The organism is Flavobacterium quisquiliarum, assembly GCF_019308285.1.
Taxonomy (GTDB): Bacteria; Bacteroidota; Bacteroidia; order Flavobacteriales; family Flavobacteriaceae; genus Flavobacterium; species Flavobacterium quisquiliarum.
In genome coordinates this window covers 84,157-110,509 of sequence record NZ_WWEM01000037.1, presented here as the reverse complement: position 1 = coordinate 110,509, position 26,353 = coordinate 84,157, and the positions used below count along the sequence as shown (strand labels likewise).

General features: G+C 33.4%; 38 protein-coding genes. 1 reads left to right on the top strand and 37 read right to left on the bottom strand.

The window, feature by feature from the left end:
- Positions 1-38: 38 nt before the first annotated feature.
- From GSY47_RS20045 to GSY47_RS20020, 6 genes are all read right to left on the bottom strand, one after another.
- Entirely contained in the window at positions 39-1,430 is a 1,392-nt protein-coding gene (locus GSY47_RS20045) for a UDP-glucose 6-dehydrogenase (protein ID WP_179002223.1), read from the bottom strand.
- Positions 1,431-1,456: 26 nt separating this feature from the next.
- Complete coding sequence (locus tag GSY47_RS20040; protein WP_179002221.1) at positions 1,457-2,440, bottom strand: SDR family oxidoreductase; 984 nt, start codon at positions 2,438-2,440, stop codon at positions 1,457-1,459.
- 10 nt (positions 2,441-2,450) lie between these two features.
- Complete coding sequence (locus tag GSY47_RS20035; RefSeq protein WP_179002219.1) at positions 2,451-4,898, bottom strand: polysaccharide biosynthesis tyrosine autokinase; 2,448 nt, start codon at positions 4,896-4,898, stop codon at positions 2,451-2,453.
- 13 nt (positions 4,899-4,911) lie between these two features.
- A complete protein-coding gene (locus GSY47_RS20030) occupies positions 4,912-5,706 on the bottom strand; it encodes a polysaccharide biosynthesis/export family protein (RefSeq protein WP_179002217.1) in 795 nt (264 codons plus the stop codon).
- A gap of 71 nt (positions 5,707-5,777) precedes the next feature.
- Positions 5,778-6,398 carry a recombination mediator RecR gene (recR, locus tag GSY47_RS20025; RefSeq protein WP_179002266.1) on the bottom strand — a complete coding sequence of 207 codons (621 nt, stop codon included), beginning with the start codon at positions 6,396-6,398 and terminating at the stop codon, positions 5,778-5,780.
- 140 nt (positions 6,399-6,538) lie between these two features.
- On the bottom strand, positions 6,539-6,904 hold the full coding sequence (locus GSY47_RS20020; protein ID WP_179002216.1) for a CoA-binding protein: 366 nt from the start codon (positions 6,902-6,904) through the stop codon (positions 6,539-6,541).
- A 157-nt stretch (positions 6,905-7,061) separates the two neighbouring features.
- Here GSY47_RS20020 and GSY47_RS20015 point away from each other — a divergent pair, with 157 nt between their 5' ends.
- On the top strand, positions 7,062-7,688 hold the full coding sequence (locus GSY47_RS20015) for a MarC family NAAT transporter (protein ID WP_179002214.1): 627 nt from the start codon (positions 7,062-7,064) through the stop codon (positions 7,686-7,688).
- Between the two features lie 76 nt (positions 7,689-7,764).
- Here GSY47_RS20015 and ctlX read toward each other — a convergent pair whose 3' ends face one another.
- The 31 genes from ctlX to rplW all read right to left on the bottom strand — a co-directional run bounded on the left by ctlX (position 7,765) and on the right by rplW (position 26,347).
- Positions 7,765-8,700, bottom strand: a complete 936-nt coding sequence (ctlX, locus tag GSY47_RS20010) for a citrulline utilization hydrolase CtlX (protein ID WP_179002212.1) — start codon at positions 8,698-8,700, stop codon at positions 7,765-7,767.
- A gap of 75 nt (positions 8,701-8,775) precedes the next feature.
- Complete coding sequence (locus tag GSY47_RS20005; RefSeq protein WP_179002210.1) at positions 8,776-9,690, bottom strand: dimethylarginine dimethylaminohydrolase family protein; 915 nt, start codon at positions 9,688-9,690, stop codon at positions 8,776-8,778.
- A 62-nt stretch (positions 9,691-9,752) separates the two neighbouring features.
- Complete coding sequence (locus tag GSY47_RS20000; protein ID WP_179002208.1) at positions 9,753-11,030, bottom strand: citrate synthase; 1,278 nt, start codon at positions 11,028-11,030, stop codon at positions 9,753-9,755.
- A gap of 153 nt (positions 11,031-11,183) precedes the next feature.
- The gene (gene eno, locus GSY47_RS19995) at positions 11,184-12,476 is read right to left on the bottom strand and encodes a phosphopyruvate hydratase (protein ID WP_179002206.1); all 1,293 of its coding nucleotides are present in this window, start codon (positions 12,474-12,476) and stop codon (positions 11,184-11,186) included.
- Positions 12,477-12,587: 111 nt separating this feature from the next.
- Positions 12,588-13,697, bottom strand: coding sequence for a glutamine-hydrolyzing carbamoyl-phosphate synthase small subunit (gene carA, locus GSY47_RS19990; RefSeq protein ID WP_179002204.1), 1,110 nt, complete (start codon positions 13,695-13,697; stop codon positions 12,588-12,590).
- A 248-nt stretch (positions 13,698-13,945) separates the two neighbouring features.
- The gene (gene rplQ, locus GSY47_RS19985) at positions 13,946-14,437 is read right to left on the bottom strand and encodes a 50S ribosomal protein L17 (protein ID WP_109190653.1); all 492 of its coding nucleotides are present in this window, start codon (positions 14,435-14,437) and stop codon (positions 13,946-13,948) included.
- A 62-nt stretch (positions 14,438-14,499) separates the two neighbouring features.
- Complete coding sequence (locus tag GSY47_RS19980) at positions 14,500-15,492, bottom strand: DNA-directed RNA polymerase subunit alpha (RefSeq protein ID WP_008464329.1); 993 nt, start codon at positions 15,490-15,492, stop codon at positions 14,500-14,502.
- A gap of 21 nt (positions 15,493-15,513) precedes the next feature.
- A complete protein-coding gene (gene rpsD / locus GSY47_RS19975) occupies positions 15,514-16,119 on the bottom strand; it encodes a 30S ribosomal protein S4 (RefSeq protein ID WP_008464326.1) in 606 nt (201 codons plus the stop codon).
- Between the two features lie 91 nt (positions 16,120-16,210).
- Complete coding sequence (rpsK, locus tag GSY47_RS19970) at positions 16,211-16,594, bottom strand: 30S ribosomal protein S11 (protein WP_026727866.1); 384 nt, start codon at positions 16,592-16,594, stop codon at positions 16,211-16,213.
- A gap of 8 nt (positions 16,595-16,602) precedes the next feature.
- A complete protein-coding gene (gene rpsM, locus GSY47_RS19965) occupies positions 16,603-16,977 on the bottom strand; it encodes a 30S ribosomal protein S13 (RefSeq protein WP_008464322.1) in 375 nt (124 codons plus the stop codon).
- 2 nt (positions 16,978-16,979) lie between these two features.
- Positions 16,980-17,096 (bottom strand): type B 50S ribosomal protein L36, encoded by a 117-nt coding sequence (gene ykgO / locus GSY47_RS19960; protein WP_002987490.1) that lies wholly within the window; start codon positions 17,094-17,096, stop codon positions 16,980-16,982.
- 12 nt (positions 17,097-17,108) lie between these two features.
- Complete coding sequence (infA, locus tag GSY47_RS19955) at positions 17,109-17,324, bottom strand: translation initiation factor IF-1 (RefSeq protein WP_007136545.1); 216 nt, start codon at positions 17,322-17,324, stop codon at positions 17,109-17,111.
- Positions 17,325-17,331: 7 nt separating this feature from the next.
- On the bottom strand, positions 17,332-18,678 hold the full coding sequence (secY, locus tag GSY47_RS19950) for a preprotein translocase subunit SecY (RefSeq protein WP_179002202.1): 1,347 nt from the start codon (positions 18,676-18,678) through the stop codon (positions 17,332-17,334).
- Positions 18,679-18,691: 13 nt separating this feature from the next.
- On the bottom strand, positions 18,692-19,144 hold the full coding sequence (gene rplO / locus GSY47_RS19945; RefSeq protein ID WP_179002200.1) for a 50S ribosomal protein L15: 453 nt from the start codon (positions 19,142-19,144) through the stop codon (positions 18,692-18,694).
- Positions 19,145-19,155: 11 nt separating this feature from the next.
- On the bottom strand, positions 19,156-19,338 hold the full coding sequence (gene rpmD / locus GSY47_RS19940; protein WP_008464315.1) for a 50S ribosomal protein L30: 183 nt from the start codon (positions 19,336-19,338) through the stop codon (positions 19,156-19,158).
- Positions 19,339-19,348: 10 nt separating this feature from the next.
- Positions 19,349-19,873, bottom strand: coding sequence for a 30S ribosomal protein S5 (gene rpsE / locus GSY47_RS19935; RefSeq protein WP_085949269.1), 525 nt, complete (start codon positions 19,871-19,873; stop codon positions 19,349-19,351).
- A gap of 3 nt (positions 19,874-19,876) precedes the next feature.
- Positions 19,877-20,227, bottom strand: coding sequence for a 50S ribosomal protein L18 (gene rplR / locus GSY47_RS19930; protein ID WP_035650451.1), 351 nt, complete (start codon positions 20,225-20,227; stop codon positions 19,877-19,879).
- 11 nt (positions 20,228-20,238) lie between these two features.
- Positions 20,239-20,781 (bottom strand): 50S ribosomal protein L6, encoded by a 543-nt coding sequence (gene rplF, locus GSY47_RS19925; RefSeq protein WP_179002198.1) that lies wholly within the window; start codon positions 20,779-20,781, stop codon positions 20,239-20,241.
- An 18-nt stretch (positions 20,782-20,799) separates the two neighbouring features.
- On the bottom strand, positions 20,800-21,198 hold the full coding sequence (gene rpsH / locus GSY47_RS19920) for a 30S ribosomal protein S8 (protein WP_008464306.1): 399 nt from the start codon (positions 21,196-21,198) through the stop codon (positions 20,800-20,802).
- Between the two features lie 104 nt (positions 21,199-21,302).
- Positions 21,303-21,572 (bottom strand): 30S ribosomal protein S14, encoded by a 270-nt coding sequence (gene rpsN / locus GSY47_RS19915; RefSeq protein ID WP_008464305.1) that lies wholly within the window; start codon positions 21,570-21,572, stop codon positions 21,303-21,305.
- A 3-nt stretch (positions 21,573-21,575) separates the two neighbouring features.
- On the bottom strand, positions 21,576-22,127 hold the full coding sequence (gene rplE, locus GSY47_RS19910; protein WP_012022484.1) for a 50S ribosomal protein L5: 552 nt from the start codon (positions 22,125-22,127) through the stop codon (positions 21,576-21,578).
- Between the two features lie 2 nt (positions 22,128-22,129).
- Positions 22,130-22,444, bottom strand: a complete 315-nt coding sequence (gene rplX / locus GSY47_RS19905; protein ID WP_026727873.1) for a 50S ribosomal protein L24 — start codon at positions 22,442-22,444, stop codon at positions 22,130-22,132.
- Between the two features lie 11 nt (positions 22,445-22,455).
- Positions 22,456-22,824: a 50S ribosomal protein L14 gene (rplN, locus tag GSY47_RS19900; RefSeq protein WP_007803649.1), complete on the bottom strand. Its 369-nt coding sequence runs from the start codon at positions 22,822-22,824 to the stop codon at positions 22,456-22,458.
- Between the two features lie 2 nt (positions 22,825-22,826).
- Positions 22,827-23,087 (bottom strand): 30S ribosomal protein S17, encoded by a 261-nt coding sequence (gene rpsQ, locus GSY47_RS19895; RefSeq protein WP_012022485.1) that lies wholly within the window; start codon positions 23,085-23,087, stop codon positions 22,827-22,829.
- Between the two features lie 17 nt (positions 23,088-23,104).
- The gene (rpmC, locus tag GSY47_RS19890; protein WP_008464297.1) at positions 23,105-23,296 is read right to left on the bottom strand and encodes a 50S ribosomal protein L29; all 192 of its coding nucleotides are present in this window, start codon (positions 23,294-23,296) and stop codon (positions 23,105-23,107) included.
- A gap of 12 nt (positions 23,297-23,308) precedes the next feature.
- Positions 23,309-23,734 carry a 50S ribosomal protein L16 gene (gene rplP / locus GSY47_RS19885; protein ID WP_008464295.1) on the bottom strand — a complete coding sequence of 142 codons (426 nt, stop codon included), beginning with the start codon at positions 23,732-23,734 and terminating at the stop codon, positions 23,309-23,311.
- Positions 23,735-23,753: 19 nt separating this feature from the next.
- Positions 23,754-24,512, bottom strand: coding sequence for a 30S ribosomal protein S3 (gene rpsC, locus GSY47_RS19880; RefSeq protein ID WP_008464292.1), 759 nt, complete (start codon positions 24,510-24,512; stop codon positions 23,754-23,756).
- Between the two features lie 5 nt (positions 24,513-24,517).
- The gene (gene rplV / locus GSY47_RS19875) at positions 24,518-24,931 is read right to left on the bottom strand and encodes a 50S ribosomal protein L22 (RefSeq protein WP_007803631.1); all 414 of its coding nucleotides are present in this window, start codon (positions 24,929-24,931) and stop codon (positions 24,518-24,520) included.
- Between the two features lie 6 nt (positions 24,932-24,937).
- Positions 24,938-25,216 carry a 30S ribosomal protein S19 gene (gene rpsS / locus GSY47_RS19870; protein WP_008464288.1) on the bottom strand — a complete coding sequence of 93 codons (279 nt, stop codon included), beginning with the start codon at positions 25,214-25,216 and terminating at the stop codon, positions 24,938-24,940.
- A gap of 6 nt (positions 25,217-25,222) precedes the next feature.
- Positions 25,223-26,047 (bottom strand): 50S ribosomal protein L2, encoded by an 825-nt coding sequence (rplB, locus tag GSY47_RS19865; RefSeq protein ID WP_008464287.1) that lies wholly within the window; start codon positions 26,045-26,047, stop codon positions 25,223-25,225.
- Between the two features lie 9 nt (positions 26,048-26,056).
- Positions 26,057-26,347: a 50S ribosomal protein L23 gene (gene rplW / locus GSY47_RS19860; RefSeq protein WP_091496652.1), complete on the bottom strand. Its 291-nt coding sequence runs from the start codon at positions 26,345-26,347 to the stop codon at positions 26,057-26,059.
- Positions 26,348-26,353 lie beyond the last annotated feature (6 nt).

Genomic DNA, 26,353 nt, shown 5'->3' with positions numbered 1-26,353 from the left:
TATTTCATTTTCACATTTTTACTCCAATATAAAACAGCTTAAGAACCTATACCATTGTACACAAAACCAATTGACTCTAAATGTTTCGAATCCAAGATATTTCTCCCATCAAAGATGAAAGCAGGTTTATGCATAGAATCGTAAATCTTTTGCCAATCATAAGTTCTAAACTCATCCCACTCGGTTAAAACCGCAACTGCATGTGCTCCTTTACAAGCTTCGTAAGCATTATTAAAAGTATCTAAAGAATCATTATTTCCTTCTTCGCTTCTTGTTTCCAAATAATTTAAATCAGCCTGCATTTTAACTCTTGAAACCTTTGGATCATAAACTGAAATTTTAGCCTGCTCATTAATTAAATCATCTGCAATATAAATTGCGGCTGACTCTCTAGTATCATTTGTATCTTTTTTGAAAGCCCATCCTAAAAATGCAATTTTCTTATCAGCTACAGTATTATACAAAGTTTGAACAATTTTATTTGAAAACCTTCTTTTTTGATGATCATTCATAATAATAACTTGCTCCCAATAATCTGCTACTTCATTTAATCCATATGACTTTGCAATGTAGACTAAATTTAAAATATCTTTTTGAAAACATGATCCTCCAAATCCAACTGAGGCTTTTAAAAATTTTGGACCAATTCTACTGTCCATTCCAATTGCTCTGGCAACTTCATTGACATCTGCACCAGTTTTCTCACACAATTCAGACATTGCATTTATTGATGAAATTCGCTGTGCTAAAAAAGCGTTTGCAGTAAGTTTAGACAATTCAGAAGACCATACATTGGTTGTCAAAATTTTATCTTTATCTACCCAATTTGCATAAACATCTACTAGCGCATTAATTGCTTCTTGCCCTTCTACAGTAACGTCTCCGCCTATTAATATTCTATCTGGATTCAGTAAATCAGCGACTGCAGTTCCTTCTGCTAAAAATTCAGGGTTGGATAAAATTTGGAATTGAACTCCATTTCCCGTATTATCTAATATACTTTTAATAGCCTCTGCAGTTCTCACTGGTAAAGTTGATTTCTCTACTACAATTTTATTCTGCTTTGCTACTCTTGCAATTTGTCTTGCACACAATTCAATATATTTTAAATCAGCAGCCATTCCTCTCCCTTTTCCATAAGTTTTTGTAGGAGTATTTACTGAGATAAAAATCATTTCTGCTTCATCAATTGCTTTATCAACATCAGTAGAAAAAAATAAATTTCTTCCTCTTGCTTCTGCTACAATTTCAGAAAGTCCAGGCTCATAGATTGGAATATTATCAGGATTTGGGTCATTCCAGTCTGCAATTCTTTGTTCATTTAAATCTACAACTGTAACTTGAATATCTGGACATTTTTGGGCAATAACTGCCATTGTTGGTCCTCCAACGTATCCTGCACCAATGCAGCAAATTTTTGTAATTTTCATTGATCTATTATTATCTTGATCTTAATTTATTTTAAATTATTCCAATACCATCCAACAGCTTCTTTCAATCCATCTTGTAAAGAATATTTTGGATTGTAGCCTAGTATTGATTTTGCTTTTTCTATACTTGATAATGAATGCGGAATATCACCTACTCTATTTTCTCCGTATACAACGTTCACATTTTTTATTTCTGGATCAAATTCAGACAAATACTCTTTTAAATATTTCACTAAATCATTCAATGTGTTTCTATCTCCAAAAGCCGTATTATAAACTGAATTAATAGCTTCAGGGTTTTGAGAAGTCATCGCCAATTCATTCATTTGAATTACATTATCTATATAGGTAAAATCACGAGAATAATTACCATCTCCATTAATTACAGGGCTCTCATGATTCATGAATTGTTTTACAAATTTTGGAATCACTGCCGCATAAGCTCCATTTGGATCTTGCTTTCTTCCAAAAACATTAAAATAACGCAATCCAATTGTTTCTAATCCGTATGTTTTACTGAAAATTTCAGCATACAATTCATTAACATATTTAGTAATTGCATAAGGTGATAACGGCTTACCAATTACTTCTTCTACTTTTGGTAATCCTTGCGAATCTCCATAAGTAGATGAACTCGCCGCATAAACGAAACGTTTTACTTTTGCATCTCGAGCTACTGTAAGCATATTTAAAAAACCTGAAACATTTACATCATTTGTCGTTATAGGATCTTTTATTGAACGTGGAACAGAACCTAAAGCCGCTTGATGCAAAACATAATCTACTCCTTCAACAGCCAAAATACAATCTTCTATATTTCGAATATCGCCTTCAATTAATTTAAAATTGGGATTATTTAAAAAATCATTCAGATTATGACGATGTCCTGTTGAAAAATTATCTAAGCAAACTACTTTGTATCCTAATCCTAAAAAATACTCCGTCAAATTTGAACCTATAAATCCAGCTCCACCAGTAATTAAAATCGTATTTTTTATTGCATTTTCCATTTACAAAAAATTAGCTTTTTCTAAATCTATTTAAAAGTGTCTTCCAGAAACTTAACTTTACTTCTTCTTCATGATAACCATTTGCGTAAGCACCATAACCATATCCATAACCGTAATCTCCGCCATATTTTGCTTTGTTTTCATAACCATTCAAGACAATGCTGACATTAGTAAATTCACCACGTTTTATTCTGTTATTTAACAACGTTATCATATCTTTTTTGGTATAGTTCTGTCTAACTATATACAATATAACGTCCGAAAATTGAACTAATTCCAGGGAGTCTGCAACCAAACCAACTGGAGGCGTATCTAATATAATATAATCATATTTAAGTTTCAATTCATCAATCAATTCTTTCATAGCATCACTTAAAATAAGTTCTGAAGGATTTGGAGGAATTGGCCCAGAAAGAATTACATCTAAATTTGGAATAGAAGTTGAATTGGTAATCTCCTCTAAACTATTTTGTTTAATTAAATAATTAACAACTCCTAGAGGTGTATTTAATTGAAACTCATCTGCCAGTCTTGGTTTTCTTAAATCCAAACCAACAATTACTGTTTTCTTTTCACTTAAAGCAAAAACAGTTGCAATATTTATAGAACAAAATGTTTTCCCTTCACCACTAATTGAAGAAGTAATCATTAATGTTTTAGAACCACTGACTTGTTGTTTTTTATACAAAAACTGAAGAGAGGATCGTACTCCGCGAAAAGCTTCAGAAAGGGCTGATTTAGGCTTATCAAACACTGCTAAATTCAAAGAATCTTTATTCACACCAATTACTCCTAGCAATGGTATTTTTGTTAATTTATTAATATCATCAGCGTTTTGAATAGAATTATTAATAAAGAAAATACCTAAAACAAACAGTAGAGGTATTAAAGTACCTAAAAACAGAGCCATAATATAATTAACAGATGTTTTGGGCCCTATTAAACCTTCTCCTATATCTTTTGCAGGATCAATAAAATGAATGTCTGATAAATTAGATGCTTTTACAATTTCTGCTTCATTTCTTTTTTGAAGAAATGCTGTGTAAATATTATCATTTAAATCATATTTCCTTTTAATTTTCAACAATTCTTGTTGTTCTAAAGGAAGTTTACGAACTGTACTTTCTGCCTCACCAATTTTAGCATTTACCAAAGACAAATCATACAACAATGAAGATTTTGCTGTTGCAATGTTCTCTTGAAGAACGTTCTTTACAGCCTCCATTTGATTGTCAAAATCTTTAAATATTTTTTCACTTTTTACTGCATAAGCCATTTCTGATCTCTGCGTAGAAAGTGCAATTAATTTTGAAACATTTGCAACAATATTAGGGTCTTCAATTCCCGCTACTGAAGGCGCTGGTAACCTTGAATAATCACCATTACTATTTAAATATGATTTTAATGAATTGTAATAAGCAATTTTTCGGGTAACTTGATCTTTTTCAACATCAAAGTTCATTATTTTATCCGAAACTCTAGCACCTCCATCTTCTATTTGAATAATATTCTTATCTTTTTGAAAAGTCTTTAACTCATTACCTGTCTGCTTTAATTGAGACTCCATTGCAACCAAGGTGCTATCAATAAATCGAATAGTATTTGTTGCAAACTGATTTTTACCATCTAATTGTATCTTGATAAGCATTTTTACAGTGGAATTTAAATAATCAACCATTCTGGCCTTATTTGTTCCCTGCATTGATAAATTTAATATTGAACCACTTCCTCTATCAGCTTCTACACTTATCCCTCTGTATCTTGAAACAGTTCCATCAAAATCATTAAACCTCACAAAATATTCTTTCCCTTTGTAAAACCCAGGATTATCATTTATTTGAAGTTTCCAATTCAAAAAAGGAAGACTTACAAGCTCTCCTACTTTGAATTTCTTTATAAAATTTCCAATTTGTACAGTAGTGTTGCTGTAAGAATTAGTGTTGTAAGTAATTAATGAAACTGAATTGCTTTCAAAAGGAATTTCAATTTGGTATACACTTTCAGTCAGAAACTTAATTTTTATCAATGTATTAACTATTTGACCCTTTGTTTTATCAATATCAATATAAAAAGGGACAACTCCATAGGAATCTATTAAATTATATTTTCCTTGTTCTAAATAATCAATATAAAATTGTAGTTTATCTACTACCAATTCATTATGAGATCTTGATTTTAGAATGGTTGAAATTCCGTTTACCTGATCCGACACTCCTCCCCAGTTAAAAACCAAACTTGTGTTAGATGTAAAAAATGGATTGCTCTGTTCCTTAATAGAAACCATAGTCTGCATACCATAAATTTTCTCTTTACGAATATTTACCTGATATGCAATAGTAAAAGCAATAATTAAACTGATTAAGAACCATTTCCAATAACTAGCAATTTTTAACAGAAAACCTTTAAAATCAAAATTGGAATGATTTTCAAAAATGGAAAAATCTTTTATATCTAACATTTTTTAAATCTTTTTAATTTTTTATAATAAGGTAAACTGTTGTTGCTAATGACAGCAGTGTGATAATAGTCCCTATAGATTGTATTCCTGTCTGACCAGTTCCCCATGTTTTCTGCCTTAAAGGCTTTACATAAATATAATCATTCGGCTGTAAATAATAATAAGGAGACTTCATCACATTTACATCTGTTAGGTCTATATCATTCATCTGAACTCCAGTGGGAGCCTGCCGAATTACCGTTACAGCTTTTCTATTTCCAACCGTAGTAATATCTCCAGCATTTGCAATTGCTTCTAAAATCGTGACACTATCTTTAAACAAAGTTTTCGTACCAGTACTTCCTACTTCTCCATTAATAGTATATCTAAACCCAGCTAATTTTACTGTAACAAAAATATTAGCCTCACTCTTAAAATACTCCTCTAATAATTTTTTTTCAATTTTCACCCGAACTTCTTCAAGTGTGTATCCTATAACATTTAATTCTCCCAAAATAGGCATTCGAATATTTCCATGATCATCAACTTTAAAACCATCAAAATATAATGAAGCCTCTGATCTTAAAGCTTGATTATTCTCAGCATTACTTGTATTAAAAATAGAAACCAATTTTGGATCAATTGCTTTCATATTAATACTTAAAACATCATTAACCTGTAATCTATATGGTTTAGATTCTACCGCTGAAATTGTATTTTGTTCGCTCGAAGTACTCTTATCCTGAAGATAAACTAAATCTTTTATCGGAATACATGAAGTAAGTAATACCGAAATTAATAAGAATAGATAAAAGCTTTTTTGTGTCATTAGTTTAATTTTAGCGCAAATATAGCTTTTCCTCTGATGTCTAGAAAAACTAACTATTATTTGGGGTTTAGTTAATTATTTTTAAAAGTTTTTTCAAAAGGAACTCTATGTAGAATACTCCTGCCTAATGTTATTTCGTCAGCATATTCTAATTCATCTCCAACAGATATTCCTCTTGCAATTGTTGAAACTACAATCTGTAAATCAGCAATTTGTTTATAAATGTAAAAATTGGTTGTATCACCTTCCATAGTCGAGCTTAAAGCAAAAATAATTTCAGTTACTTTACCTGATTTAGCTTTTTCTACTAAACTCGAAATATTCAACTGATTTGGCCCAACTCCTTCAATTGGCGAAATTTTCCCACCAAGAACATGATAAATACCTTTAAATTGTCCCGTATTTTCGATTGCCATTACATCACGAATATCTTCGACTACGCATATAGTCTCATGATTTCTGAGAGCATTGGCACATATCTCACAGATTTTGGTATCCGAAATATTATGACAGCTTTCACAAAACTTAATATCTTCACGCATATTCAACAATGCCTGTGATAAAAAAGAAGTTTGTTCCTTTGGCTGTTTCAATAAATGAAGAACCAAACGAAGTGCCGTACGCTTTCCAATACCTGGTAACTGCGACATCTCGTTGACCGCTTTTTCAATTAGTTTTGATGAAAATTCCATGACGACAAAAGTAATACTTTTAATGGTTTGGCTAGCATTTGACATTAAATTCAACTTCAATAAATACAGCAGTACGCAAGATTAATTAATTCAATCCAAATCATTCCTGTTTATAATATTTACACTAGCTAAAAACCCTTTTAATATTGATTGGTAGCCAACAAAACAAGTGTACAAGCAACCTCGCTCTTTATATCATTTAATTCTAATAGTTGATACAGTTCTGGATTTTCGGTTCCGGGATTAAATACAACTCTCTTCGGTTTTGCTTCTATTATATAATTATAATAATCTCTTTGACGAACAGGATTCAAGTATAATGTAATCGTGTCTATATTTTTAACTGGAATGGCCTTGGTCTGAATTTTCACCCCAGCAACTTCACCTGTCTTTTGTCCTATAGCTAAAACAGGATGTCCTTTTCCAACTAACATATTTACCGCTTTATAAGAATAACGTTCTGGATTTGTTGATGCACCTATTACTAATGTTTTTTTACTTTTCATTGTTTTCATTTAGACTGCAAAAGTAATCAAAAAGAACGATTTAATCTTTATGCCTTTGATTCATAATCCCTAACATTAAAAAACATTATCCTAACATAATTTCACTCAAAGACATCAAAAAATAACTACTTTTACTTTATCAACCCCTAAAAACTATATGGAATTATTCATTTACTTATTTGCAGCTTTATTTTCGGTATTAAATCCAATTGGGACAGTACCTATTTTTGTTGGACTAACACAGCATGATTCTCAAAAAGAAAGATCTAGAATTTCCCTTTGGACAGCCATAAACGTTTTTATAATACTATTGGTTTCATACTTTATTGGACAATATGTATTAACCTTTTTCGGAATTAGTATAGATGCACTAAGAATAGCAGGCGGAATCGTGATTGTAAATTCTGGTTTCTCATTGCTTTCTGGAAAATTCAACAAAAAACGAGGTATCAATAAAAAAATTGAAAATGAAGCACAGCAAAGAAATGATATTGCGCTAACACCTTTAGCAATCCCCATGCTTGCCGGTCCAGGGTCAATGTCGCTTTTAATTGCTTTTTATCAAGAACATCACGAACTAAATGAAATCATAATTTCTTCATTAGCGATTCTTGCGATAGCAGTTGCTATTTTTGCAATTTTAAAAAGCGCACATTACTTAGCCAGAATATTAGGAGCTTCTGGAATAGTTGCTATTTCTAGAATTGTCGGTTTTATTGTTATCTCTATTGGTATTCAATATATTGTAAGCGCACTTGTAAATATTATTAAAGGAAATTTTTAAACCAAATCATACTCTAAAAAGAAAGGGACAAAATCAACAAGATTTTATCCCTTTCTTTTTTACTATACATTTTATTTTAACTTCTTGGTAAAAAAACTTCAGCCATCATACATCTTGCACTTCCCCCACCGCAAGCTTCAATAGTATCAAGACTTGAACTTAAAACTTCAGCATGATTCTCTAACTGGGTAATTTGTTTCGGAGTTAAACTCTGATGTGCAGAAGCACTCATTACAATATATCTTTTATCATTTGTCCCGCGAACTTCAAGCATATTTCCAGCAAAATTATTTACTTGGTCTTCTGTAATTAGAATAATTTCTTTTCCATCTTGCTTAAGATTATCCAACACCATTTTGCGTTCTTTTTTATCATCAATAGAATCTGCGCAAATAACAGCAAAAGTTTCTCCTAAACACATCATAACGTTTGTATGATAAATTAACTTACGTTCTCCGTCAACAGTTTGGAAAGCTTCAAAAATTACGGGAGCATAATCAAAATCCTCACAGAATTCTATAAATAATTCTTCATCAGCTCTTGGCGATAAAGCACAATACGCTTTACCGTTTGCTCTATCCAACAACAAACTTCCTGTTCCTTCTAAGAAAATACCATCTTCTTCTGCAGATGTATAATCCATTATATTGGTAATTTCAAATCCCTTTTCTTCCAAAGTATCCAAAATATCTTCACGACGTTCCTGACGACGATTCTCTGCAAACATTGGATATAAAGCTACATCTCCATTTTCATGAAACGAAACCCAATTGTTTGGAAAAATACTGTCTGGTGTATCAGATTCTAAATTATCATCAACAACAGTTACATCAACTCCAACCGCTCTTAATTTTTCAACAAAAGTATCAAACTCTTGCTGTGCTTTTGCATTTACCGTACTTGGCAATAAACCGTCTAATACCTTTTGGTAATAATTATTTACAGCAGTCTGCTCGTTCATTCTGAAAGCTACCGGCCGAATCATTACTATTGCGTTTGTTGTTTGTCTCATTTTTTATGTTTTTTCATTTCAGTTTTCAGGTTTCAAGTTCTGTAAAACTTGAAACCTGAAAACTGAAACAATTATTTAGTCTCTAATTAAAGGCAATGTTGAACATCTTAACAAACCTTCTTGTTTTGCAATTTCAGCATATGGAATTTCTTCTACAGTAAAACCATTTGCACGAAGCCAGTTATTCAATCTCGTAAAGTTCTTCTCTGAAACCACAACATTTTCATCAATTGAAAATACGTTTGAAAACATATTATACATTTCATTTCTTTCGATGTGAAATAAATTTTCTTTTCCAAAAAGATTTACCAAATACAAATAATCTGCTTCTTCTCTAAAACCTCTTTTATAGATAATTCCTTTATCTTTTCCAACTGGCTGAAAACAACAATCCAAGTGTAAAGCATTATCTCTAGCTTCTAATTTCGATTTAACTAAATCAAATTCTTTGACAATTTTGTTTGGAAATAATTCTTTTATATAATTAACGCCATGCATATTGGTTCTCGCTGTAATGTAATCTTTATAATCGCTTCCTTTATAAGTCCCAATAAAAATATGATCATTCCAAAGCATAACATCCCCCCCTTCAATATGAACTTCCTCAGGCGGACGAACTACTTTTAAAGGATCGATTTGATCAATTACATATTGAATTGCATCTAATTCACGCTCACGATCTGGAAGAATATTTGATTTTACAAAAACATCATCAATCACAAACCCTATATCTCTAGCGAAAATCTGATTGTAGTTTTCAATCATTTCAGGGCGATAAACAGTTACATCGTATTTTTGGAAAACAGCATTAAAAGCATCCATTTCAGCAACCATATCTTTTTCTACAGGATAAGTTCCTGCTTTAATATGTTCCAATGATTTAGGATCATAAGCTTCCTCAATTGTTGGAGTTGGCCCATTATGAACAGCAGAACCCAAAACAACAGCACGAAGTCTAGATGTTTCGTTCTTAACATTTAATTGCAACATAACATTATAATATTTTGAGCAAATATAAAAAAAGCTTCACAGTTAAGTGAAGCTTTCGTTTTTTATTTATTAGACTTGAACTCTCTTAAAGGATGTCCTGTATAGATTTGTCTTGGTCTTCCAATTGGCTCCTTGTTTTCACGCATTTCTTTCCACTGTGCGATCCAGCCTGGTAATCTTCCAATAGCAAACATTACAGTAAACATATCTGTTGGAATTCCTAAAGCTCTGTAGATAATTCCTGAGTAGAAATCAACGTTTGGATATAAGTTTCTTGATTTGAAGTATTCATCTTCAAGAGCTGCTTTTTCTAATTTTCTGGCAATATCCAAAATTGGATCTTCAACACCTAAAGTTTCTAACACTTCTGTTGCTGCTTTTTTAATGATTTTAGCTCTTGGGTCAAAATTTTTGTAAACTCTATGTCCGAATCCCATTAAACGGAATGGATCATTTTTATCTTTCGCTTTCGCTAAGAATTTATCAGTATCTCCACCATCTTTATTAATTTCTTCTAACATTTCAAGTACCGCTTGATTTGCACCTCCGTGAAGAGGCCCCCATAACGCAGAAACTCCTGCAGAAACTGAAGCAAATAAACCAGCATGAGAAGAACCTACCATTCTTACTGTAGAAGTAGAACAGTTTTGTTCGTGATCAGCATGAAGAATAAATAATTTATCTAGAGCATTAACAATAACTGGGTTTGCAGCATAAGGCCCTGTAGGCAGTTTAAACATTAATTGCATAAAGCTTTCTACATATCCTTTTGTATTGTCATAATAGTTTAAAGGATACCCCATAGACTTTCTGTAAGTCCAAGTAGCAATCACAAGAAACTTAGCCATTGTTTTACAAATAGCTTCGTACATTTCTTTTTCATTATCAACATTTACTGCTTTTGGGTTAAATGCTGTTAAAGCACTTGTTAAAGCAGACAACACTCCCATTGGGTGAGCAGTTTTTGGAAAACCGTCAATAATATTTTTCATTTCTTCGTTTACCAAAGAATGTTTTCTGATATTATTTTCAAAATCTTCTAACTGTGCAGCAGTTGGTAATTCTCCAAAAATCAAAAGATATGAAACCTCTAAGAAACTAGCTTTTTCTGCTAAGTCTTCGATTGAATATCCTCTGTAACGTAAAATTCCTTCTTCTCCATCTAGGAAAGTGATTTCACTTGTACAAGATCCTGAGTTTTTGTAACCTGGATCAATTGTAATAACACCTGTTAAATCACGTAATTTGTTGATATCGATAGCTGATTCGTTTTCGCTTCCTGTGATTACTGGAAGTTCAATCTTTTTACCATCTATTTCTAATGTAGCTATTTTTGACATAATATATTGGAAATAATTCTTTAAATAATAATTTACCAAATCTAATGAATTTAAGACTAATTAAAAAAAGAATACTGCTATGAATTTGTTAAAACTCCAAAAAAAAACCATTCGTTAGAAAACGAATGGTTTATCTTAATATAACTCTTATGATTATTTAATCTTAAAAGCATTTAAACCAGGAAAATAAGCTGTACTTCCTAATTCTTCTTCAATTCTTAATAATTGGTTGTATTTCGCCATACGATCTGAACGAGAAGCTGAACCAGTTTTAATTTGACCGCAGTTTAACGCTACAGCTAAATCTGCAATTGTATTATCTTCAGTTTCTCCAGAACGGTGAGACATTACAGATGTGTAACCAGCATTTTTAGCCATGTTTACAGCAGCAATTGTTTCTGTTAAAGTACCAATTTGGTTTACTTTTACTAAAATTGAATTAGCAATTCCTTTTTCGATACCAGTTGACAAACGAGCAACATTAGTAACAAATAAATCATCACCTACTAATTGTACTTTATCACCAATTTTCTCAGTTAGAGCTTTCCATCCATCCCAGTCATCTTCATACATACCGTCTTCGATAGAAATAATTGGATATTTAGCGGCAAGCTCAGCTAAGTATTCCGCTTGCTCTTCAGAAGTTCTAATTTTTCCAGTTTCACCTTCAAATTTAGTATAATCGTATTTACCGTCTACATAAAACTCAGAAGCAGCACAGTCAAGAGCGATCATAATTTCGTCACCGAAAGTATAACCAGCTTTTTCAACTGCTAATTTGATTGTATCTAAAGCATCTTCAGTACCACCAGCTAAGTTTGGAGCAAAACCTCCTTCATCACCAACAGCAGTACTTAAGCCTCTATCGTGTAAAACTTTTTTCAAACTGTGGAAAATCTCAGTTCCCATTTGCATAGAATGCGTAAAAGAAGTAGCTTTTACTGGGAAAATCATAAATTCTTGGAACGCGATAGGCGCATCAGAGTGAGAACCACCGTTGATGATATTCATCATTGGAACTGGTAATGTATTAGCAGAAACACCACCCACGTATCTGTATAATGGCAATCCAAGTTCGTTAGCAGCAGCTTTTGCAGCAGCCAAAGAAACTCCTAAAATAGCATTAGCTCCTAATTTAGATTTGTTTGGAGTTCCATCTAAATCAATCATTAATTGGTCAATTGTGTTTTGTTCGAAAACAGAAGTTCCAACTAATTCTTCAGCAATAACAGTATTTACATTGTTCACTGCATTCAAAACACCTTTACCTAGATAAGCTTTACCTCCATCACGTAATTCAACAGCTTCGTGCTCTCCAGTTGATGCTCCAGATGGAACAGCAGCTCTACCTAAAACTCCATTTTCAGTTACTACATCTACTTCAATCGTAGGATTACCTCTAGAATCAAGAATTTGTCTTGCGTGAACTTTAATTATAATACTCATTATTTTTGTTTTTTATTAATAAATTATATTTTTTTTTCGAAATTATAAAAATATTTAATACTGTAAACGCATTTTAGATATTAAACACCTTTATTTATTAACTACATCGTTTTAGGCTTTCGCAGTTTTGATGTTCTCCACAAATTGATCAAATAAATAAGATGAATCGTGTGGTCCAGGACTTGCTTCCGGGTGATATTGAACTGAAAAACAATTCTTATTCTTCATTCTCATCCCCGCTACCGTACCATCATTTAAGTGAACATGTGTTATTTCCAATTCAGGATGATTATCTAACTGCTCCTTTTTAACAGCAAACCCATGGTTTTGAGAAGTGATTTCACCTTTGCCTGTTATGATATTTTTTACTGGATGGTTAATTCCTCTATGTCCGTTAAACATTTTGTAAGTTTCAACGCCATTAGCTAAGCCAATAACCTGGTGTCCCAAACAAATTCCAAAAAGAGGTTTATTATCTGCTAATATATCTTTTGCAACTTGAATAGCTCCAAACAAAGGATCTGGATCTCCAGGCCCATTTGACAAGAAATATCCATCTGGGTTAAATTCAGACATATCTTTATAAGTAGAATTAAAAGGATATACTTTTATATAACAATCTCTTTTGGCAAGATTTCTTAAAATATTCTTCTTAATTCCAAGATCTAAAGCTGAGATTTTATAAGTAGCGTTTTCATCACCAAAGAAATAGGGTTCAGTAGTAGATACTTTTGATGCTAATTCTAATCCTTCCATATTTGGAACATTAGCTAATTCCTTTTTCAAATCTTCAATTGAAGTACCATCTGTACAAATAACAGCATTCATTGCACCATTATCACGAATGTAACTCACAAGCGCACGCGTATCTACATCAGAAATGCATATTAGATTTTGCTTAGCAAAATAATCCTCCAAGCTTTCAGAAGCATTTGTTCTAGAATAATTAAAACTGAAGTTTTTACAAACCAAACCAGCAATTTTAATACTATCAGACTCTACCTCTTCCTCATTCACACCATAATTTCCGATATGTGTATTGGTAGCAACCATAATTTGACCAAAATAAGAAGGATCAGTAAAAATTTCCTGATATCCTGTCATTCCGGTATTAAAACAAACTTCCCCAAAAGTTTTACCGCTGATACCGATAGATTTTCCGTGAAAAATTGTTCCATCACTAAGTAATAAAATGGCGCTTTTTCGTGTTGTGTATTTCATTATTTAATTTGTATTGTTTTTTTATCAAGTTCTTAAAACCAAATTAAACGGTCTTAAATGTAATTAGATATTTTGCAAATTTACTTCTTTAAAGAAGCCCTTCCAAGATTTTTTAAAACTTTCCTTCGCAAAAATAAAACCTATCATTTTAAATAAGTTAGATTTTTAAAGGTTTAAAAAAATCAAAAAAAAAGGATAAACTAAAAATTAGTTTATCCTTTAATATTATAGAATGATTACTCTCATAATTATTCAGAAGCTTCAGTAGTCGTTTCTGATTCAGCAGCAGGGGCTTCAGGAGCAGCAGTTTCAGCTTTTTTAGCTTTACCACCACGACGGCTTTTCGCTTTTTTAACTTCTTTTTTACCTCCATTGTAAAGTTCATTGAAGTCAACAAGTTCGATCATCGCCATATCAGCGTTATCTCCCAAACGATTTCCAACTTTAATGATACGAGTGTATCCACCTGGACGATCACCTACTTTAGCAGCAACATCTCTGAACAAATCAGTTACAGCGTATTTGTTACGTAAGTAAGCAAAAACAATACGACGGTTGTGAGTCGTATCCTCTTTTGATTTTGTGATTAAAGGCTCAACGAATTGTTTAAGCGCTTTAGCTTTAGCAACAGTAGTGTTAATGCGTTTGTGCTCGATAAGAGAACAAGCCATATTAGCCAACATAGCTTTTCTATGTCCAGTCTGTCTGCTTAAGTGGTTGATTTTTTTTCCGTGTCTCATGACGTGTTTTTTTTATCTTCATCTTGCTACAATCCACTATGGAGAGCAAAATATGAAGTAAATTATTCTTTATCTAATTTGTATTTAGCTAAATCCATCCCGAAAGTTAAATTCTTAACTGCAACAAGTTCATCAAGTTCAGTTAAAGATTTTTTACCGAAATTACGGAATTTCATTAGGTCATTTTTATTGAAAGATACTAAATCACCAAGTGTATCAACTTCAGCCGCTTTCAAGCAATTTAATGCTCTCACAGATAAATCCATATCAACAAGCTTAGTTTTAAGCAATTGTCTCATATGCAATGACTCTTCATCATACGATTCTGTTTGTGCAATTTCGTCAGCCTCAAGTGTAATTCTTTCATCAGAGAATAACATGAAATGGTGAATTAAAACTTTAGCAGCTTCAGTAAGAGCATCTTTTGGATTGATAGATCCATCAGTTTTGATTTCAAAAACCAATTTTTCGTAATCTGTTTTTTGCTCTACACGGAAATTTTCGATTGCATATTTTACATTTTTTACCGGAGTAAAAATAGAATCTGTAAAAATCGTTCCAATTGCAGCATTCTGTTTTTTGTTCTCTTCAGCAGGCACGTATCCTCTACCTTTTTCGATAGTTAAATCGAAATTCAATTTGATTTTAGAATCTAAATTACAGATAACTAGGTCTGGATTCAGAACTTGGAAACCTGAAATAAATTTTTGAAAATCACCTGCTGTTAATTGATCTTTACCAGAAACAGAAATAGTAACTGATTCATTATCGATATCTTCAATTTGACGTTTGAAACGTACTTGTTTTAGATTAAGGATAATTTCGGTAACATCTTCAACAACACCTGAAATAGTAGAAAACTCATGATCTACACCTTCGATACGAACAGATGTAATTGCATAACCTTCTAATGCTGAAAGCAAAACTCTTCTAAGTGCATTACCAACTGTCAATCCGTAACCAGGTTCTAAAGGTCTAAACTCAAATTTACCTTCAAAATCGGTTGAATCGATCATGATAACTTTATCGGGCTTTTGAAAATTAAATATTGCCATAAATTTCGACTAAGTCAATTATTATTTGTTGTACAACTCTACGATTAATTGTTCTTTAATGTTTTCTGGAATTTGAAGTCTCGCAGGTACAGAAACGAAAGTTCCTTCTTTAAGATCATTGTTCCAAGTAATCCATTCATAAACATGACTTGAATTTGATAAAGAACGTTCGATAGCTTCTAGAGATTTAGATTTTTCACGAACTGCAACTTTATCACCAGGCTTAAGGTGGTAAGAAGGAATATTAACAACCTCTCCATTTACAGTAATGTGTCTGTGAGAAACGATTTGACGCGCACCTCTTCTAGATGGAGCAATTCCCATTCTAAAAACAACATTATCTAATCTTGCTTCGCATAATTGTAATAAAACTTCACCAGTTACTCCTTTTGTAGCTGATGCTTTTTCGAATAAATTTCTGAATTGTTTTTCTAAAATTCCGTAAGAATATTTAGCTTTTTGCTTTTCCATTAACTGAACAGCGTACTCAGATTTTTTTCCTCTTTTTTTAGCCATCCCGTGTTGTCCAGGTGGGTAATTTCTTTTTTCGAAAGATTTATCATCTCCGAAGATTGCCTCGCCAAATTTACGAGCGATTTTGGTTTTAGGACCAGTATATCTTGCCATTTTAAAAAAAATTTAAGGTAGAAATTATGAATTCAGGTCTAATCCTTCGATAATCTATGTTCTACCTTGTTTATACTATAAAAATAAAAAATTAAACTCTACGTCTTTTTGGAGGACGACATCCGTTGTGCGGCATTGGAGTAACATCGATAATCTCAGTAACTTCAATTCCACCGTTATGAATAGAACGGATAGCAGACTCACGTCCGTTACCTGGCCCTTTTACATAAACCTTCACTTTTTTAAGTCCTGCCTCAAGTGCTACTTTAGCGCAATCTTCTGCTGCCATTTGAGCTGCATAAGGAGTATTCTTTTTAGAACCTCTGAAACCCATTTTACCAGCTGAAGACCAAGAGATAACTTCACCTTTCTTATTAGTCAAAGAAATAATAATGTTATTAAAAGTGGCAGAAATATGAGCCTCACCCGTTGATTCAACGATAACTTTACGTTTTTTTGCAGTTGCTTTAGCCATATTACTTATTATTTAGTTGCTTTTTTCTTGTTAGCAACAGTTTTTCTTTTACCTTTTCTTGTTCTTGAGTTGTTTTTAGTTCTTTGCCCTCTTAATGGAAGACCAGATCTATGACGAATACCTCTGTAACATCCAATATCCATTAAACGTTTAATGTTTAAAGAAATTTCAGAACGTAATTCTCCTTCAATTTTGTAAAATGAAACAGCTTCACGAATCGCTCCGATCTCGTCATCATTCCAATCTTGAACTTTTTTATCTTGGCTAACTTGAGCTTTTTCTAAAATCTCAATAGCTCTACTTTTTCCTAATCCAAAGATGTAGGTAAGTGCGATAACACCTCTTTTGTTTTTTGGGATATCTACCCCTGCTATTCTTGCCATAATTATCCTTGTCTTTGTTTAAATCTAGGATTCTTTTTGTTTATTACGTACAGTCTCCCTTTTCTACGCACGATAATGCACTCGGCACTTCTCTTTTTTACTGATGCTCTAACTTTCATAGTGAATATCCTTTAATATCGATAAGTAATTCTTGCTTTTGACAAATCGTAAGGACTCATTTCTAGTTTCACTTTATCACCAGGTAATAACTTGATGTAATGCATTCGCATTTTTCCAGAAATATGAGCAATTACAATATGTCCATTTTCTAACTCCACACGGAACATCGCATTTGATAATGCTTCAATGATTGATCCGTCTTGTTCTATTGCTGATTGTTTTGCCATAAATATATTAAGCTACCGCTTTTCTATTTTTACCAGTCTTCATTAAACCATCATAATGTTTGTTTAACAAATATGAATTGATTTGTTGAATAGTATCTATTGCAACTCCAACCATAATTATTAATGAGGTACCTCCAAAAAACATTGCCCAAGATTGTTGTACATCCATAATACTTACAACAATAGCTGGGAACACAGCAATCAAAGCAAGGAATAAAGATCCTGGGAAAGTTATTAAAGACATCACTTTATCTAAGAAATCTGAAGTTTCAGCTCCTGGACGAACTCCTGGAATAAAACCACCGCTTCTCTTTAAATCATCAGCCATTTTGTTAGTAGGTACAGTGATTGCAGTATAAAAGAATGTAAATACAATAATTAAAGTTGCAAAAACAAAATTATACCAGAAACCAAACATATTACTAAATGCACCAACAATAGATTGTGATGTATCTGATTTAGACAATCCGGCTACAGCCGCAGGAATAAACATAATTGCCTGAGCAAAAATAATTGGCATAACTCCAGAAGCATTAAGCTTAAGAGGAATCCATTGTCTATTACCTCCTGCCAAATCTTGCTCGTAATCTCCAGTTGTTGTACGACGAGCGTACTGTACCGGGATTCTACGTACTGCCATTGTAAGCAATACACAAGAAATGATAACTAATAACCACACAATAATTTCAATAACTAATAACATTGGACCTCCATTGTTATTGGTAACACGAGTTGTAAACTCTTGGATAAAAGCTTGCGGTAAACGAGCTAAAATACCAACCATAATTAACAATGAAATACCATTTCCAATACCTTTATCTGTAATTTTCTCTCCAAGCCACATAGCAAAAATAGTACCTGTAACTAAAATGATAACAGACGAGAACAAAAATTCAGGAGAATTAAAGCCTAGCAAAAATGCATTACTAGGCAATGTTCTGTATAAATTATAGATATAAGTTGGACCTTGAACCAATGTGATAGCGATTGTCAACCAACGAGTGATTTGATTAATCTTTGTTCTACCACTTTCCCCATCATTTTGAAGTTTTTGTAAATATGGAATCGCAATCCCCATCAACTGAACAACAATAGACGCAGAAATATAAGGCATGATACCTAAGGCAAAAACTGAAGCCTTAGAGAAAGCACCCCCGGTGAACATGTCTAGAATAGATCCTAGACCATTTTTAGTTTGTCCCGCTAAACCAGTCAATTGCGTTGCGTCAATTCCAGGAAGCGTAACGTGTGCTCCAAAACGATATACTAAAAGTAATCCTAATGTAATTAAGATTCTATTTTTTAGTTCTTCGATTTTCCAAACATTACTTATTGATTCAATAAATTTCTTCATCTTAATAGATAAGTTATATAGTTACAGCTTCTCCACCAGCAGCTTCAATAGCAGCTTTTGCAGTAGCAGTAAATTTGTGGGCAGTTACTTTTAATTTTGCTTTCAATTCTCCTCTACCTAAAATCTTAACGATTTCATTTTTAGTAGCTAGACGATTTGCTACGAACTCTGCCATAGAAACAGAATCAGTAATTGCACCGTTATCAACTAATAATTGAAGAGTATCTAAATTAACACCTTCGTATTCTTTACGATTGATGTTTTTGAAACCAAACTTAGGTACACGTCTTTGAAGTGGCATTTGCCCTCCTTCAAAACCAATCTTTTTAGAATAACCAGAACGAGATTTTGCTCCTTTGTGTCCACGTGCAGCGGTACCACCTTTTCCAGAACCTTCTCCTCTACCTAATCTTTTATTCTGATTGTGTGTAGATCCCTCAGCAGGTTGTAAGTTACTTAAATTCATAACAGTATTTGTTATTTAGCTTCTTCTACAGAAACTAAGTGTTTAACTTTGTTTATCATCCCAAGGATAGCAGGATTTGACTCATGCTCCACAACTTGTCCAATTTTACGTAGACCTAAAGCTTCCAATCCTCTTTTTTGAGAAAGAGGGCAGTTGATTTTGCTTCTTACTTGTTTTACTAATAATTTAGCCATAATTTCCTAATTAACCTTTAAAAACTTTCTCTAAAGAAACACCTCTTTGTTTTGCAACAGTGTGAGCGCTTCTCATTTGCAATAAAGCATCAAAAGTTGCTTTAACTACGTTATGCGGATTTGATGATCCTTGAGATTTAGACAATACATCGTGAATACCTACTGACTCAAGAACTGAACGAACAGCTCCACCAGCAATAACTCCAGTACCATGAGACGCTGGAATTAAGAATACACGAGCACCACCAAATTTACCTTTTTGTTCGTGAGGAACAGATTGTCCATTCAAAGGAATTCTCACTAAGTTTTTCTTAGCATCTTCTACTGCTTTCGCAATTGCTTCAGAAACGTCTTTAGATTTTCCTAATCCATGACCAACTACTCCATTTTCATCACCTACAACTACAATAGCAGAAAAACCGAAAGCTCTACCACCTTTTGTAACTTTAGTAACACGATTAACACTTACTAGACGATCTTTAAGTTCAAGACCACTAGGTTTTACCAATTCTACATTTTTGTATTTAGACATAATATATTAGAATTTAAGTCCAGCAGCTCTTGCGCCTTCCGCTAATGATTTAATACGACCGTGATATAAATATCCACCTCTATCAAAAGTGATGGTATCAATCCCAGCTTTTAACGCTTTCTCTGCAACTAATTTTCCAACAGCAGCAGCTACTTCAACGTTAGTACCTTTTCCTATTTCTTTTTCTCTTGAAGATGCAGCTAATATAGTAACTCCATTTACATCATCAATAATTTGAGCGTAAATTTCTTTATTACTTCTAAATACAGAAAGTCTAGGTCTAGCAGCAGAACCACTAACCGATTTTCTAATTCTGAATTTAATTCTCTGTCTTCTTTCAGATTTTGTTAATGACATAATCTTATTTTTTAAGCTGATTTACCTGCTTTTCTTCTTAATACTTCACCCACAAATTTAACACCTTTTCCTTTGTATGGCTCAGGCTTACGGAAACCTCTGATTTTCGCAGCAACTTGACCTAAAAGTTGTTTATCAAATGATGTTAATTTTACAATTGGGTTCTTACCTTTTTCAGATACTGTTTCTAGAGATACTTCAGGAGCAATTTCTAAAACAATATTGTGAGAATATCCAAGAGCTAAATCTAATTTTTGACCTTGGTTTGAAGCTCTATAACCAACTCCAACTAATTCTAGTTCTTTTGTGAAACCTTCAGAAACACCAACAATCATATTACTGATCAAAGATCTGAATAATCCGTGTTTTGCTCTATGGTCTTTATGATCAGACGATCTTTCAACTAAAACTTGATCGCCTTCAACAGTTACAGTTACGTCCGAAAACTCCTGAACTAATTGACCTCTTTTTCCTTTTACTGTAATAACACCGTCTTTAACTTCAACAGTTACACCAGCAGGGATTACAATTGGGCTTTTACCTATTCTTGACATCTTATCTAGTGTTTAAAATTAGTATACGTAACAAATTACTTCACCACCTACATTTAATTGCTTAGCTTGTTTTCCAGTCATCAAACCTTTTGATGTAGAAACAATAGCAATTCCTAATCCGTTAAGGATTCTAGGTAATTTGGCAGCACCTGCGTACTTACGTAAACCAGGTTTACTAATTCTTTGGATATCTTTGATTACAGGCTCTTTAGTATCTTTATCATACTTTAAAGCAATTTTGATAGAACCTTGTACTGTGTTCTGCTCAAATTTGTAACTTAAGATATAACCTTGATCAAATAAGATCTTAGTTATCTCTTTTTTAAGATTAGAAGCTGGAATTTCAACAACTTTGTGGTTTGCAGCCACAGCGTTACGAACTCTAGTCAAATAATCTGCAATAGGATCTGTATACATATGTATTTGATTGCGATTATGGTTTTCGGGAGACACTCGTCTCCCGAACCTTTAATCAATTAAAATTATTTTTTGGTTTGCAAAAGTAATAACTTATTGCGAGATTACCAAGAAGCCTTTTTAACTCCTGGAATTAACCCATTGTTAGCCATTTCACGGAAAGTTACACGTGAAATACCGAATTGACGGATATAACCTCTAGGTCTACCTGTTAATTTACAACGATTGTGCAAACGAACTGGTGAAGCATTTTTAGGTAATCTTTGTAAACCTTCGTAGTCTCCAGCTTCTAATAAAGCTTTTCTCTTCTCAGCATATTTAGCTACCGTTTTCTCTCTTTTAACCTCGCGGGCTTTCATTGATTCTTTAGCCATGTCTTAATTCTTTTTAAAAGGTAATCCTAATTCAGCCAATAATGACTTTGCTTCCTTGTCTGTTTTTGCAGTAGTAACAAAAGTAATATCCATTCCTGAAATTTTGTTTACTTTGTCAATATCAATTTCTGGGAAAATGATTTGCTCCAAAACTCCAAGGTTATAGTTACCTCTTCCGTCGAAACCAGTAGCTTTAATACCACCGAAATCTCTAACACGTGGTAAAGCAGAAGTAATAAGTCTATCTAAAAACTCATACATTCTTTCTCCACGTAAAGTTACTTTTGCTCCAATAGGCATCCCTTTTCTTAATTTGAAAGACGCAACGTCTTTCTTAGAAATTGTAGATACTGCTTTTTGTCCAGTGATCTTTGTCAACTCATCAACTGCATAGTCAATAAGTTTTTTATCAGATACAGCTGCACCAACTCCACGGCTCAAAACGATTTTTTCAAGTTTAGGAACTTGCATTACGTTTGTATATCCGAACTCTTCTTTAAGAGCAGAGATTACTCTACTCTTATATTCTTCTTTTAGTCTAGGTGTATATGCCATTACTATAGTACTTGATTAGATTTTTTTGAAAATCTTACTTTCTTATCTCCTTCTACTCTAATACCTACTCTAGTTGTTTCCTTAGTTTTAGGATCAATTAAAGCAATGTTAGAAATTTGAATAGAAGCTTCTTTCTTAACGATACCACCTTGAGGGTTTTTAGCACTTGGTTTTGTATGTTTTGAAACCATGTTTACACCTTCAACTATCGCTTTATTTTTCTCACGGTAAACACGTAAAACTTTACCTTCAGCACCTTTATGGTCTCCAGCAATAACTCTTACGATATCTCCTGATTTTATTTTTAGCTTTATCATCTTAAAACGAATTAAAGCACTTCTGGTGCTAATGATACAATTTTCATGAATTGTTTTTCACGAAGTTCTCTTGCTACCGGACCAAAAACACGTGTTCCTCTCATTTCTCCTGCAGCGTTCAAAAGAACACATGCATTGTCATCGAAACGGATATAAGAACCATCAGCTCTTCTCACTTCTTTTTTAGTACGTACAACAACTGCAGTTGAAACAGCTCCTTTTTTAACGTTTCCGTTTGGAGTTGCATCTTTGATAGAAACTACAATTTTGTCACCAACAGAGGCATATCTTCTTTTAGTACCTCCTAAAACACGAATAGTTAAAACTTCTTTAGCTCCCGTGTTATCTGCTACTTTTAGTCTTGATTCTTGTTGTACCATAATTATTTAGCTCTTTCTAAGATTTCAACTAATCTCCAACATTTTGTTTTACTTAAAGGACGCGTTTCGCTAATTCTTACAGTATCACCAATGTTACAGTCGTTTGTTTCGTCGTGTGCAACATATTTCTTAGTTTTCAACACGAACTTACCGTATAATGGGTGTTTTACTTTTCTTACTTCTGAAATAACGATAGATTTATCCATCTTATTTGAAGTAACAACACCTATTCTTTCTTTTCTTAAATTTCTTTTTTCTTCCATCTTTCAGCAGAATACAATTATTGTAACTCTCTTTTAGTTAACTCTGTAGCTAATCTTGCAACTGTTCTTCTAACGCTTCTAATTTGAAGTGGGTTAGCAATTGGAGAGATTGCGTGAGCCATTTTTAGGTCAGCATATACTTTCTTAGTTTGACTAAGCTTTTCTTGCAACTCCGCTGCAGAAAGATCTTTTATTTCTGATTGTTTCATAATAAATATAAATTATGCTTCGAAATCTCTAGCAACGACGAACTTAGTTTTTACTGGAAGTTTTTGAGCTGCAAGACGTAAAGCCTCTTTTGCAACTGACAATGGAACTCCTCCAACTTCAAACATAATTCTTCCTGGTTTAACAACAGCAGCCCAATACTCAACTGCTCCTTTACCTTTACCCATACGTACTTCAAGAGGTTTCTTAGTAATAGGTTTGTCTGGGAAAATTTTAATCCATAATTGTCCCTCTCTTTTCATATAACGAGTTGCAGCGATACGCGCAGCTTCGATTTGACGAGAAGTTAAGAACATTCCATCTTCATGTACAGATTTAATACCAAACATTCCATTTGAAAGTTCATGCCCTCTTTGAGAGTTACCTTTCATTCTACCTTTTTGTACCTTACGGTATTTTGTTCTTTTAGGCTGTAACATTTTTCTTTAGTTTAAAAATTTACTTTCTTTTACGAGCGTCTGGTTTTCCACCTTTGTTAAAGTTAGATTTGCCTCTAGGAGCATCTCCACCTTTTCCACCACCTGTACCAGATTGTTTTTTATCCATTCCAGCAAGTGGAGAAAGTTCTCTCTTACCGTAAACCTCACCTTTCATGATCCATACTTTAATTCCCATTCTACCATAAGTAGTATGAGCTTCAGCAAGAGCATAATCAATGTCAGCTCTGAAAGTTGATAGAGGAATTCTACCTTCTTTGAAACCTTCTGAACGCGCCATCTCAGCACCATTCAAACGACCAGAAATCAAAACTTTGATACCTTCAGCGTTCATACGCATAGAAGCAGCAATAGCCATTTTGATTGCACGTCTGTAAGAAATACGGCTTTCGATTTGACGAGCGATGCTTGTCGCCACAAGATAAGCATCTAACTCAGGTCTTTTGATTTCAAAGATGTTGATTTGAACCTCTTTGTCAGTAACTTTCTTAAGTTCTTCTTTTAACTTGTCTACCTCTTGTCCACCTTTTCCGATAATGATACCAGGTCTAGCAGTAGTGATAGTAACGGTTACAAGTTTTAAAGTTCTCTCGATGATTACTTTTGATACACTAGCTTTTGATAAACGAGCATGGATATACTTTCTGATTTTGTGATCTTCGGCTAATTTATCACCGTAATCATTTCCACCATACCAGTTTGAGTCCCATCCTCTGATGATACCAAGTCTATTTCCAATTGGATTTGTCTTTTGTCCCATGCTGCTTAAGAATTGCTTTGTGTGTTATTGATAGCTCCAAGCACGATTGTTACGTGATTAGAACGTTTTCTGATTCTGTGTGCACGACCTTGTGGAGCTGGACGAAGTCTTTTCAACATCATTCCACCATCTACTCTGATCTCTTTAACAAATAATCCAGCTTCTTCTAAATTACCTTCACTATTTTTTTGCTCCCAGTTGTTGATTGCAGATAATAATAGTTTTTCTAATTTTCTTGAAGCTTCTTTAGAACTGAATCTTAAAATGTTAAGTGCTCTTTCTACCTTCTGACCTCTTACCAAGTCCGCTACTAAGCGCATTTTTCTAGGTGAAGTAGGGCAGTTATTCAATTTTGCGAAAGCAATAGACTTATTAGCCTCTTTTCTCGCATCTGCTGTTTCTCTTTTACGAACTCCCATTGCTTCTTATTTTTTACCTTTATTTTTTGCTCCAGCATGACCTCTAAAAGATCTAGTTGGTGAAAACTCTCCTAATTTGTGACCTACCATGTTTTCTGTTACGTAAACTGGTACAAATTGACGACCGTTATGAACTGCGATAGTTTGTCCAACGAAATCTGGAGTAATCATTGAAGCTCTAGACCAAGTCTTAACAACTGCATTTTTACCACTTTCTACGTTTTCTTGAACTTTCTTGTCTAATTTATAATGAACGAAAGGTCCTTTTTTTAATGAACGTGCCATATCTTATTATTTCTTTCTACGTTCTACGATATACTTGTTACTCGGGTTTTTCTTAGAACGAGTTCTGTAACCTTTAGCTGGCAATCCGTTTCTTGAACGTGGGTGCCCTCCAGAAGAACGTCCTTCACCACCTCCCATAGGGTGATCAACTGGGTTCATCGCTACTGGTCTAGTTCTAGGTCTTCTTCCTAACCATCTTGTTCTACCTGCTTTTCCAGATACAACTAATTGATGGTCAGAGTTAGAAACAGCTCCAATTGTAGCCGAACATGTCAACAAGATTAATCTTGTCTCTCCAGATGGCATTTTAATTGTTGCATATTTCCCGTCTCTTGCCATTAACTGAGCAAAAGTTCCAGCTGAACGAGCAATAACAGCTCCTTGTCCTGGACGTAACTCAATACAAGATATAACAGTTCCAAGAGGAATTCTGCTTAAAGGTAAAGTATTACCAATCTCTGGTTGAGATTCTGGTCCAGAAACTAATTTCTGACCAACTTTCAATCCATTTTGAGCGATAATATAAGTTTTCTCTCCATCAGCATAAGCTAATAAAGCAATAAACGCAGTACGATTTGGATCGTATTCAATTGATTTCACTGTAGCTGGAATTCCATCTTTAGTTCTTTTGAAATCGATAATACGATATCTCTGCTTGTGACCACCACCCGTATAACGCATGGTCATCTTTCCTTGACTATTTCTACCTCCAGAGTTTTTTATCGGCGCTATCAAAGAGCGTTCCGGCTTATCAGTTGTAATGGCGTCATAACCATTCACAACTCTAAATCGCTGACCTGGGGTAATAGGTTTTAATTTTCTTACTGACATTTTTCTATCTTAGATATTGTTGTAAAAATCAATTGTTTCTCCTTCTTGTACTTGAACAATTGCTTTTTTATATGCATTTGTCTTTCCACTGATTAAACCACTTTTAGTGTATTTAGTAGATCTATCTGGTCTCACATTCATTGTATTAACAGAAACGATAGTTACTCCATAAGCAGCTTCAACAGCTTTCTTAATCTCAACTTTGTTTGCTTTTTTGTCAACAACGAATCCGAAGCGGTTTAGAACTTCACTTTCTTTGGTTACTTTTTCCGTTACTATAGGTCTAATAATGATGCTCATATTCCT

Excerpts from the sequence above, each read along its gene's own strand:
- GSY47_RS20045 (WP_179002223.1), bottom strand. The coding sequence starts at position 1,430 with ATGAAAATTACAAAAATTTGCTGCATTGGTGCAGGATACGTTGGAGGA.
- GSY47_RS20040 (WP_179002221.1), bottom strand. The coding sequence starts at position 2,440 with ATGGAAAATGCAATAAAAAATACGATTTTAATTACTGGTGGAGCTGGA.
- GSY47_RS20035 (WP_179002219.1), bottom strand. The coding sequence starts at position 4,898 with ATGTTAGATATAAAAGATTTTTCCATTTTTGAAAATCATTCCAATTTT.
- GSY47_RS20030 (WP_179002217.1), bottom strand. The coding sequence starts at position 5,706 with ATGACACAAAAAAGCTTTTATCTATTCTTATTAATTTCGGTATTACTT.
- recR (WP_179002266.1), bottom strand. The coding sequence starts at position 6,398 with ATGGAATTTTCATCAAAACTAATTGAAAAAGCGGTCAACGAGATGTCG.
- GSY47_RS20020 (WP_179002216.1), bottom strand. The coding sequence starts at position 6,904 with ATGAAAAGTAAAAAAACATTAGTAATAGGTGCATCAACAAATCCAGAA.
- GSY47_RS20015 (WP_179002214.1), top strand. The coding sequence starts at position 7,062 with ATGGAATTATTCATTTACTTATTTGCAGCTTTATTTTCGGTATTAAAT.
- ctlX (WP_179002212.1), bottom strand. The coding sequence starts at position 8,700 with ATGAGACAAACAACAAACGCAATAGTAATGATTCGGCCGGTAGCTTTC.
- GSY47_RS20005 (WP_179002210.1), bottom strand. The coding sequence starts at position 9,690 with ATGTTGCAATTAAATGTTAAGAACGAAACATCTAGACTTCGTGCTGTT.
- GSY47_RS20000 (WP_179002208.1), bottom strand. The coding sequence starts at position 11,030 with ATGTCAAAAATAGCTACATTAGAAATAGATGGTAAAAAGATTGAACTT.
- eno (WP_179002206.1), bottom strand. The coding sequence starts at position 12,476 with ATGAGTATTATAATTAAAGTTCACGCAAGACAAATTCTTGATTCTAGA.
- carA (WP_179002204.1), bottom strand. The coding sequence starts at position 13,697 with ATGAAATACACAACACGAAAAAGCGCCATTTTATTACTTAGTGATGGA.
- rplQ (WP_109190653.1), bottom strand. The coding sequence starts at position 14,437 with ATGAGACACGGAAAAAAAATCAACCACTTAAGCAGACAGACTGGACAT.
- GSY47_RS19980 (WP_008464329.1), bottom strand. The coding sequence starts at position 15,492 with ATGGCAATATTTAATTTTCAAAAGCCCGATAAAGTTATCATGATCGAT.
- rpsD (WP_008464326.1), bottom strand. The coding sequence starts at position 16,119 with ATGGCAAGATATACTGGTCCTAAAACCAAAATCGCTCGTAAATTTGGC.
- rpsK (WP_026727866.1), bottom strand. The coding sequence starts at position 16,594 with ATGGCTAAAGCAACTGCAAAAAAACGTAAAGTTATCGTTGAATCAACG.
- rpsM (WP_008464322.1), bottom strand. The coding sequence starts at position 16,977 with ATGGCAAGAATAGCAGGGGTAGATATCCCAAAAAACAAAAGAGGTGTT.
- ykgO (WP_002987490.1), bottom strand. The coding sequence starts at position 17,096 with ATGAAAGTTAGAGCATCAGTAAAAAAGAGAAGTGCCGAGTGCATTATC.
- infA (WP_007136545.1), bottom strand. The coding sequence starts at position 17,324 with ATGGCAAAACAATCAGCAATAGAACAAGACGGATCAATCATTGAAGCA.
- secY (WP_179002202.1), bottom strand. The coding sequence starts at position 18,678 with ATGAAGAAATTTATTGAATCAATAAGTAATGTTTGGAAAATCGAAGAA.
- rplO (WP_179002200.1), bottom strand. The coding sequence starts at position 19,144 with ATGAATTTAAGTAACTTACAACCTGCTGAGGGATCTACACACAATCAG.
- rpmD (WP_008464315.1), bottom strand. The coding sequence starts at position 19,338 with ATGGCTAAATTATTAGTAAAACAAGTAAGAAGCAAAATCAACTGCCCT.
- rplR (WP_035650451.1), bottom strand. The coding sequence starts at position 20,227 with ATGTCATTAACAAAATCTGAAAGAAGACAGAGAATTAAATTCAGAATT.
- rplF (WP_179002198.1), bottom strand. The coding sequence starts at position 20,781 with ATGTCAAGAATAGGTAAAAGCCCAATTGTAATCCCTGCTGGTGTAACT.
- rpsH (WP_008464306.1), bottom strand. The coding sequence starts at position 21,198 with ATGTATACAGATCCTATTGCAGATTATTTGACTAGAGTTCGTAACGCT.
- rpsN (WP_008464305.1), bottom strand. The coding sequence starts at position 21,572 with ATGGCTAAAGAATCAATGAAAGCCCGCGAGGTTAAAAGAGAGAAAACG.
- rplE (WP_012022484.1), bottom strand. The coding sequence starts at position 22,127 with ATGGCATATACACCTAGACTAAAAGAAGAATATAAGAGTAGAGTAATC.
- rplX (WP_026727873.1), bottom strand. The coding sequence starts at position 22,444 with ATGATAAAGCTAAAAATAAAATCAGGAGATATCGTAAGAGTTATTGCT.
- rplN (WP_007803649.1), bottom strand. The coding sequence starts at position 22,824 with ATGGTACAACAAGAATCAAGACTAAAAGTAGCAGATAACACGGGAGCT.
- rpsQ (WP_012022485.1), bottom strand. The coding sequence starts at position 23,087 with ATGGAAGAAAAAAGAAATTTAAGAAAAGAAAGAATAGGTGTTGTTACT.
- rpmC (WP_008464297.1), bottom strand. The coding sequence starts at position 23,296 with ATGAAACAATCAGAAATAAAAGATCTTTCTGCAGCGGAGTTGCAAGAA.
- rplP (WP_008464295.1), bottom strand. The coding sequence starts at position 23,734 with ATGTTACAGCCTAAAAGAACAAAATACCGTAAGGTACAAAAAGGTAGA.
- rpsC (WP_008464292.1), bottom strand. The coding sequence starts at position 24,512 with ATGGGACAAAAGACAAATCCAATTGGAAATAGACTTGGTATCATCAGA.
- rplV (WP_007803631.1), bottom strand. The coding sequence starts at position 24,931 with ATGGGAGTTCGTAAAAGAGAAACAGCAGATGCGAGAAAAGAGGCTAAT.
- rpsS (WP_008464288.1), bottom strand. The coding sequence starts at position 25,216 with ATGGCACGTTCATTAAAAAAAGGACCTTTCGTTCATTATAAATTAGAC.
- rplB (WP_008464287.1), bottom strand. The coding sequence starts at position 26,047 with ATGTCAGTAAGAAAATTAAAACCTATTACCCCAGGTCAGCGATTTAGA.
- rplW (WP_091496652.1), bottom strand. The coding sequence starts at position 26,347 with ATGAGCATCATTATTAGACCTATAGTAACGGAAAAAGTAACCAAAGAA.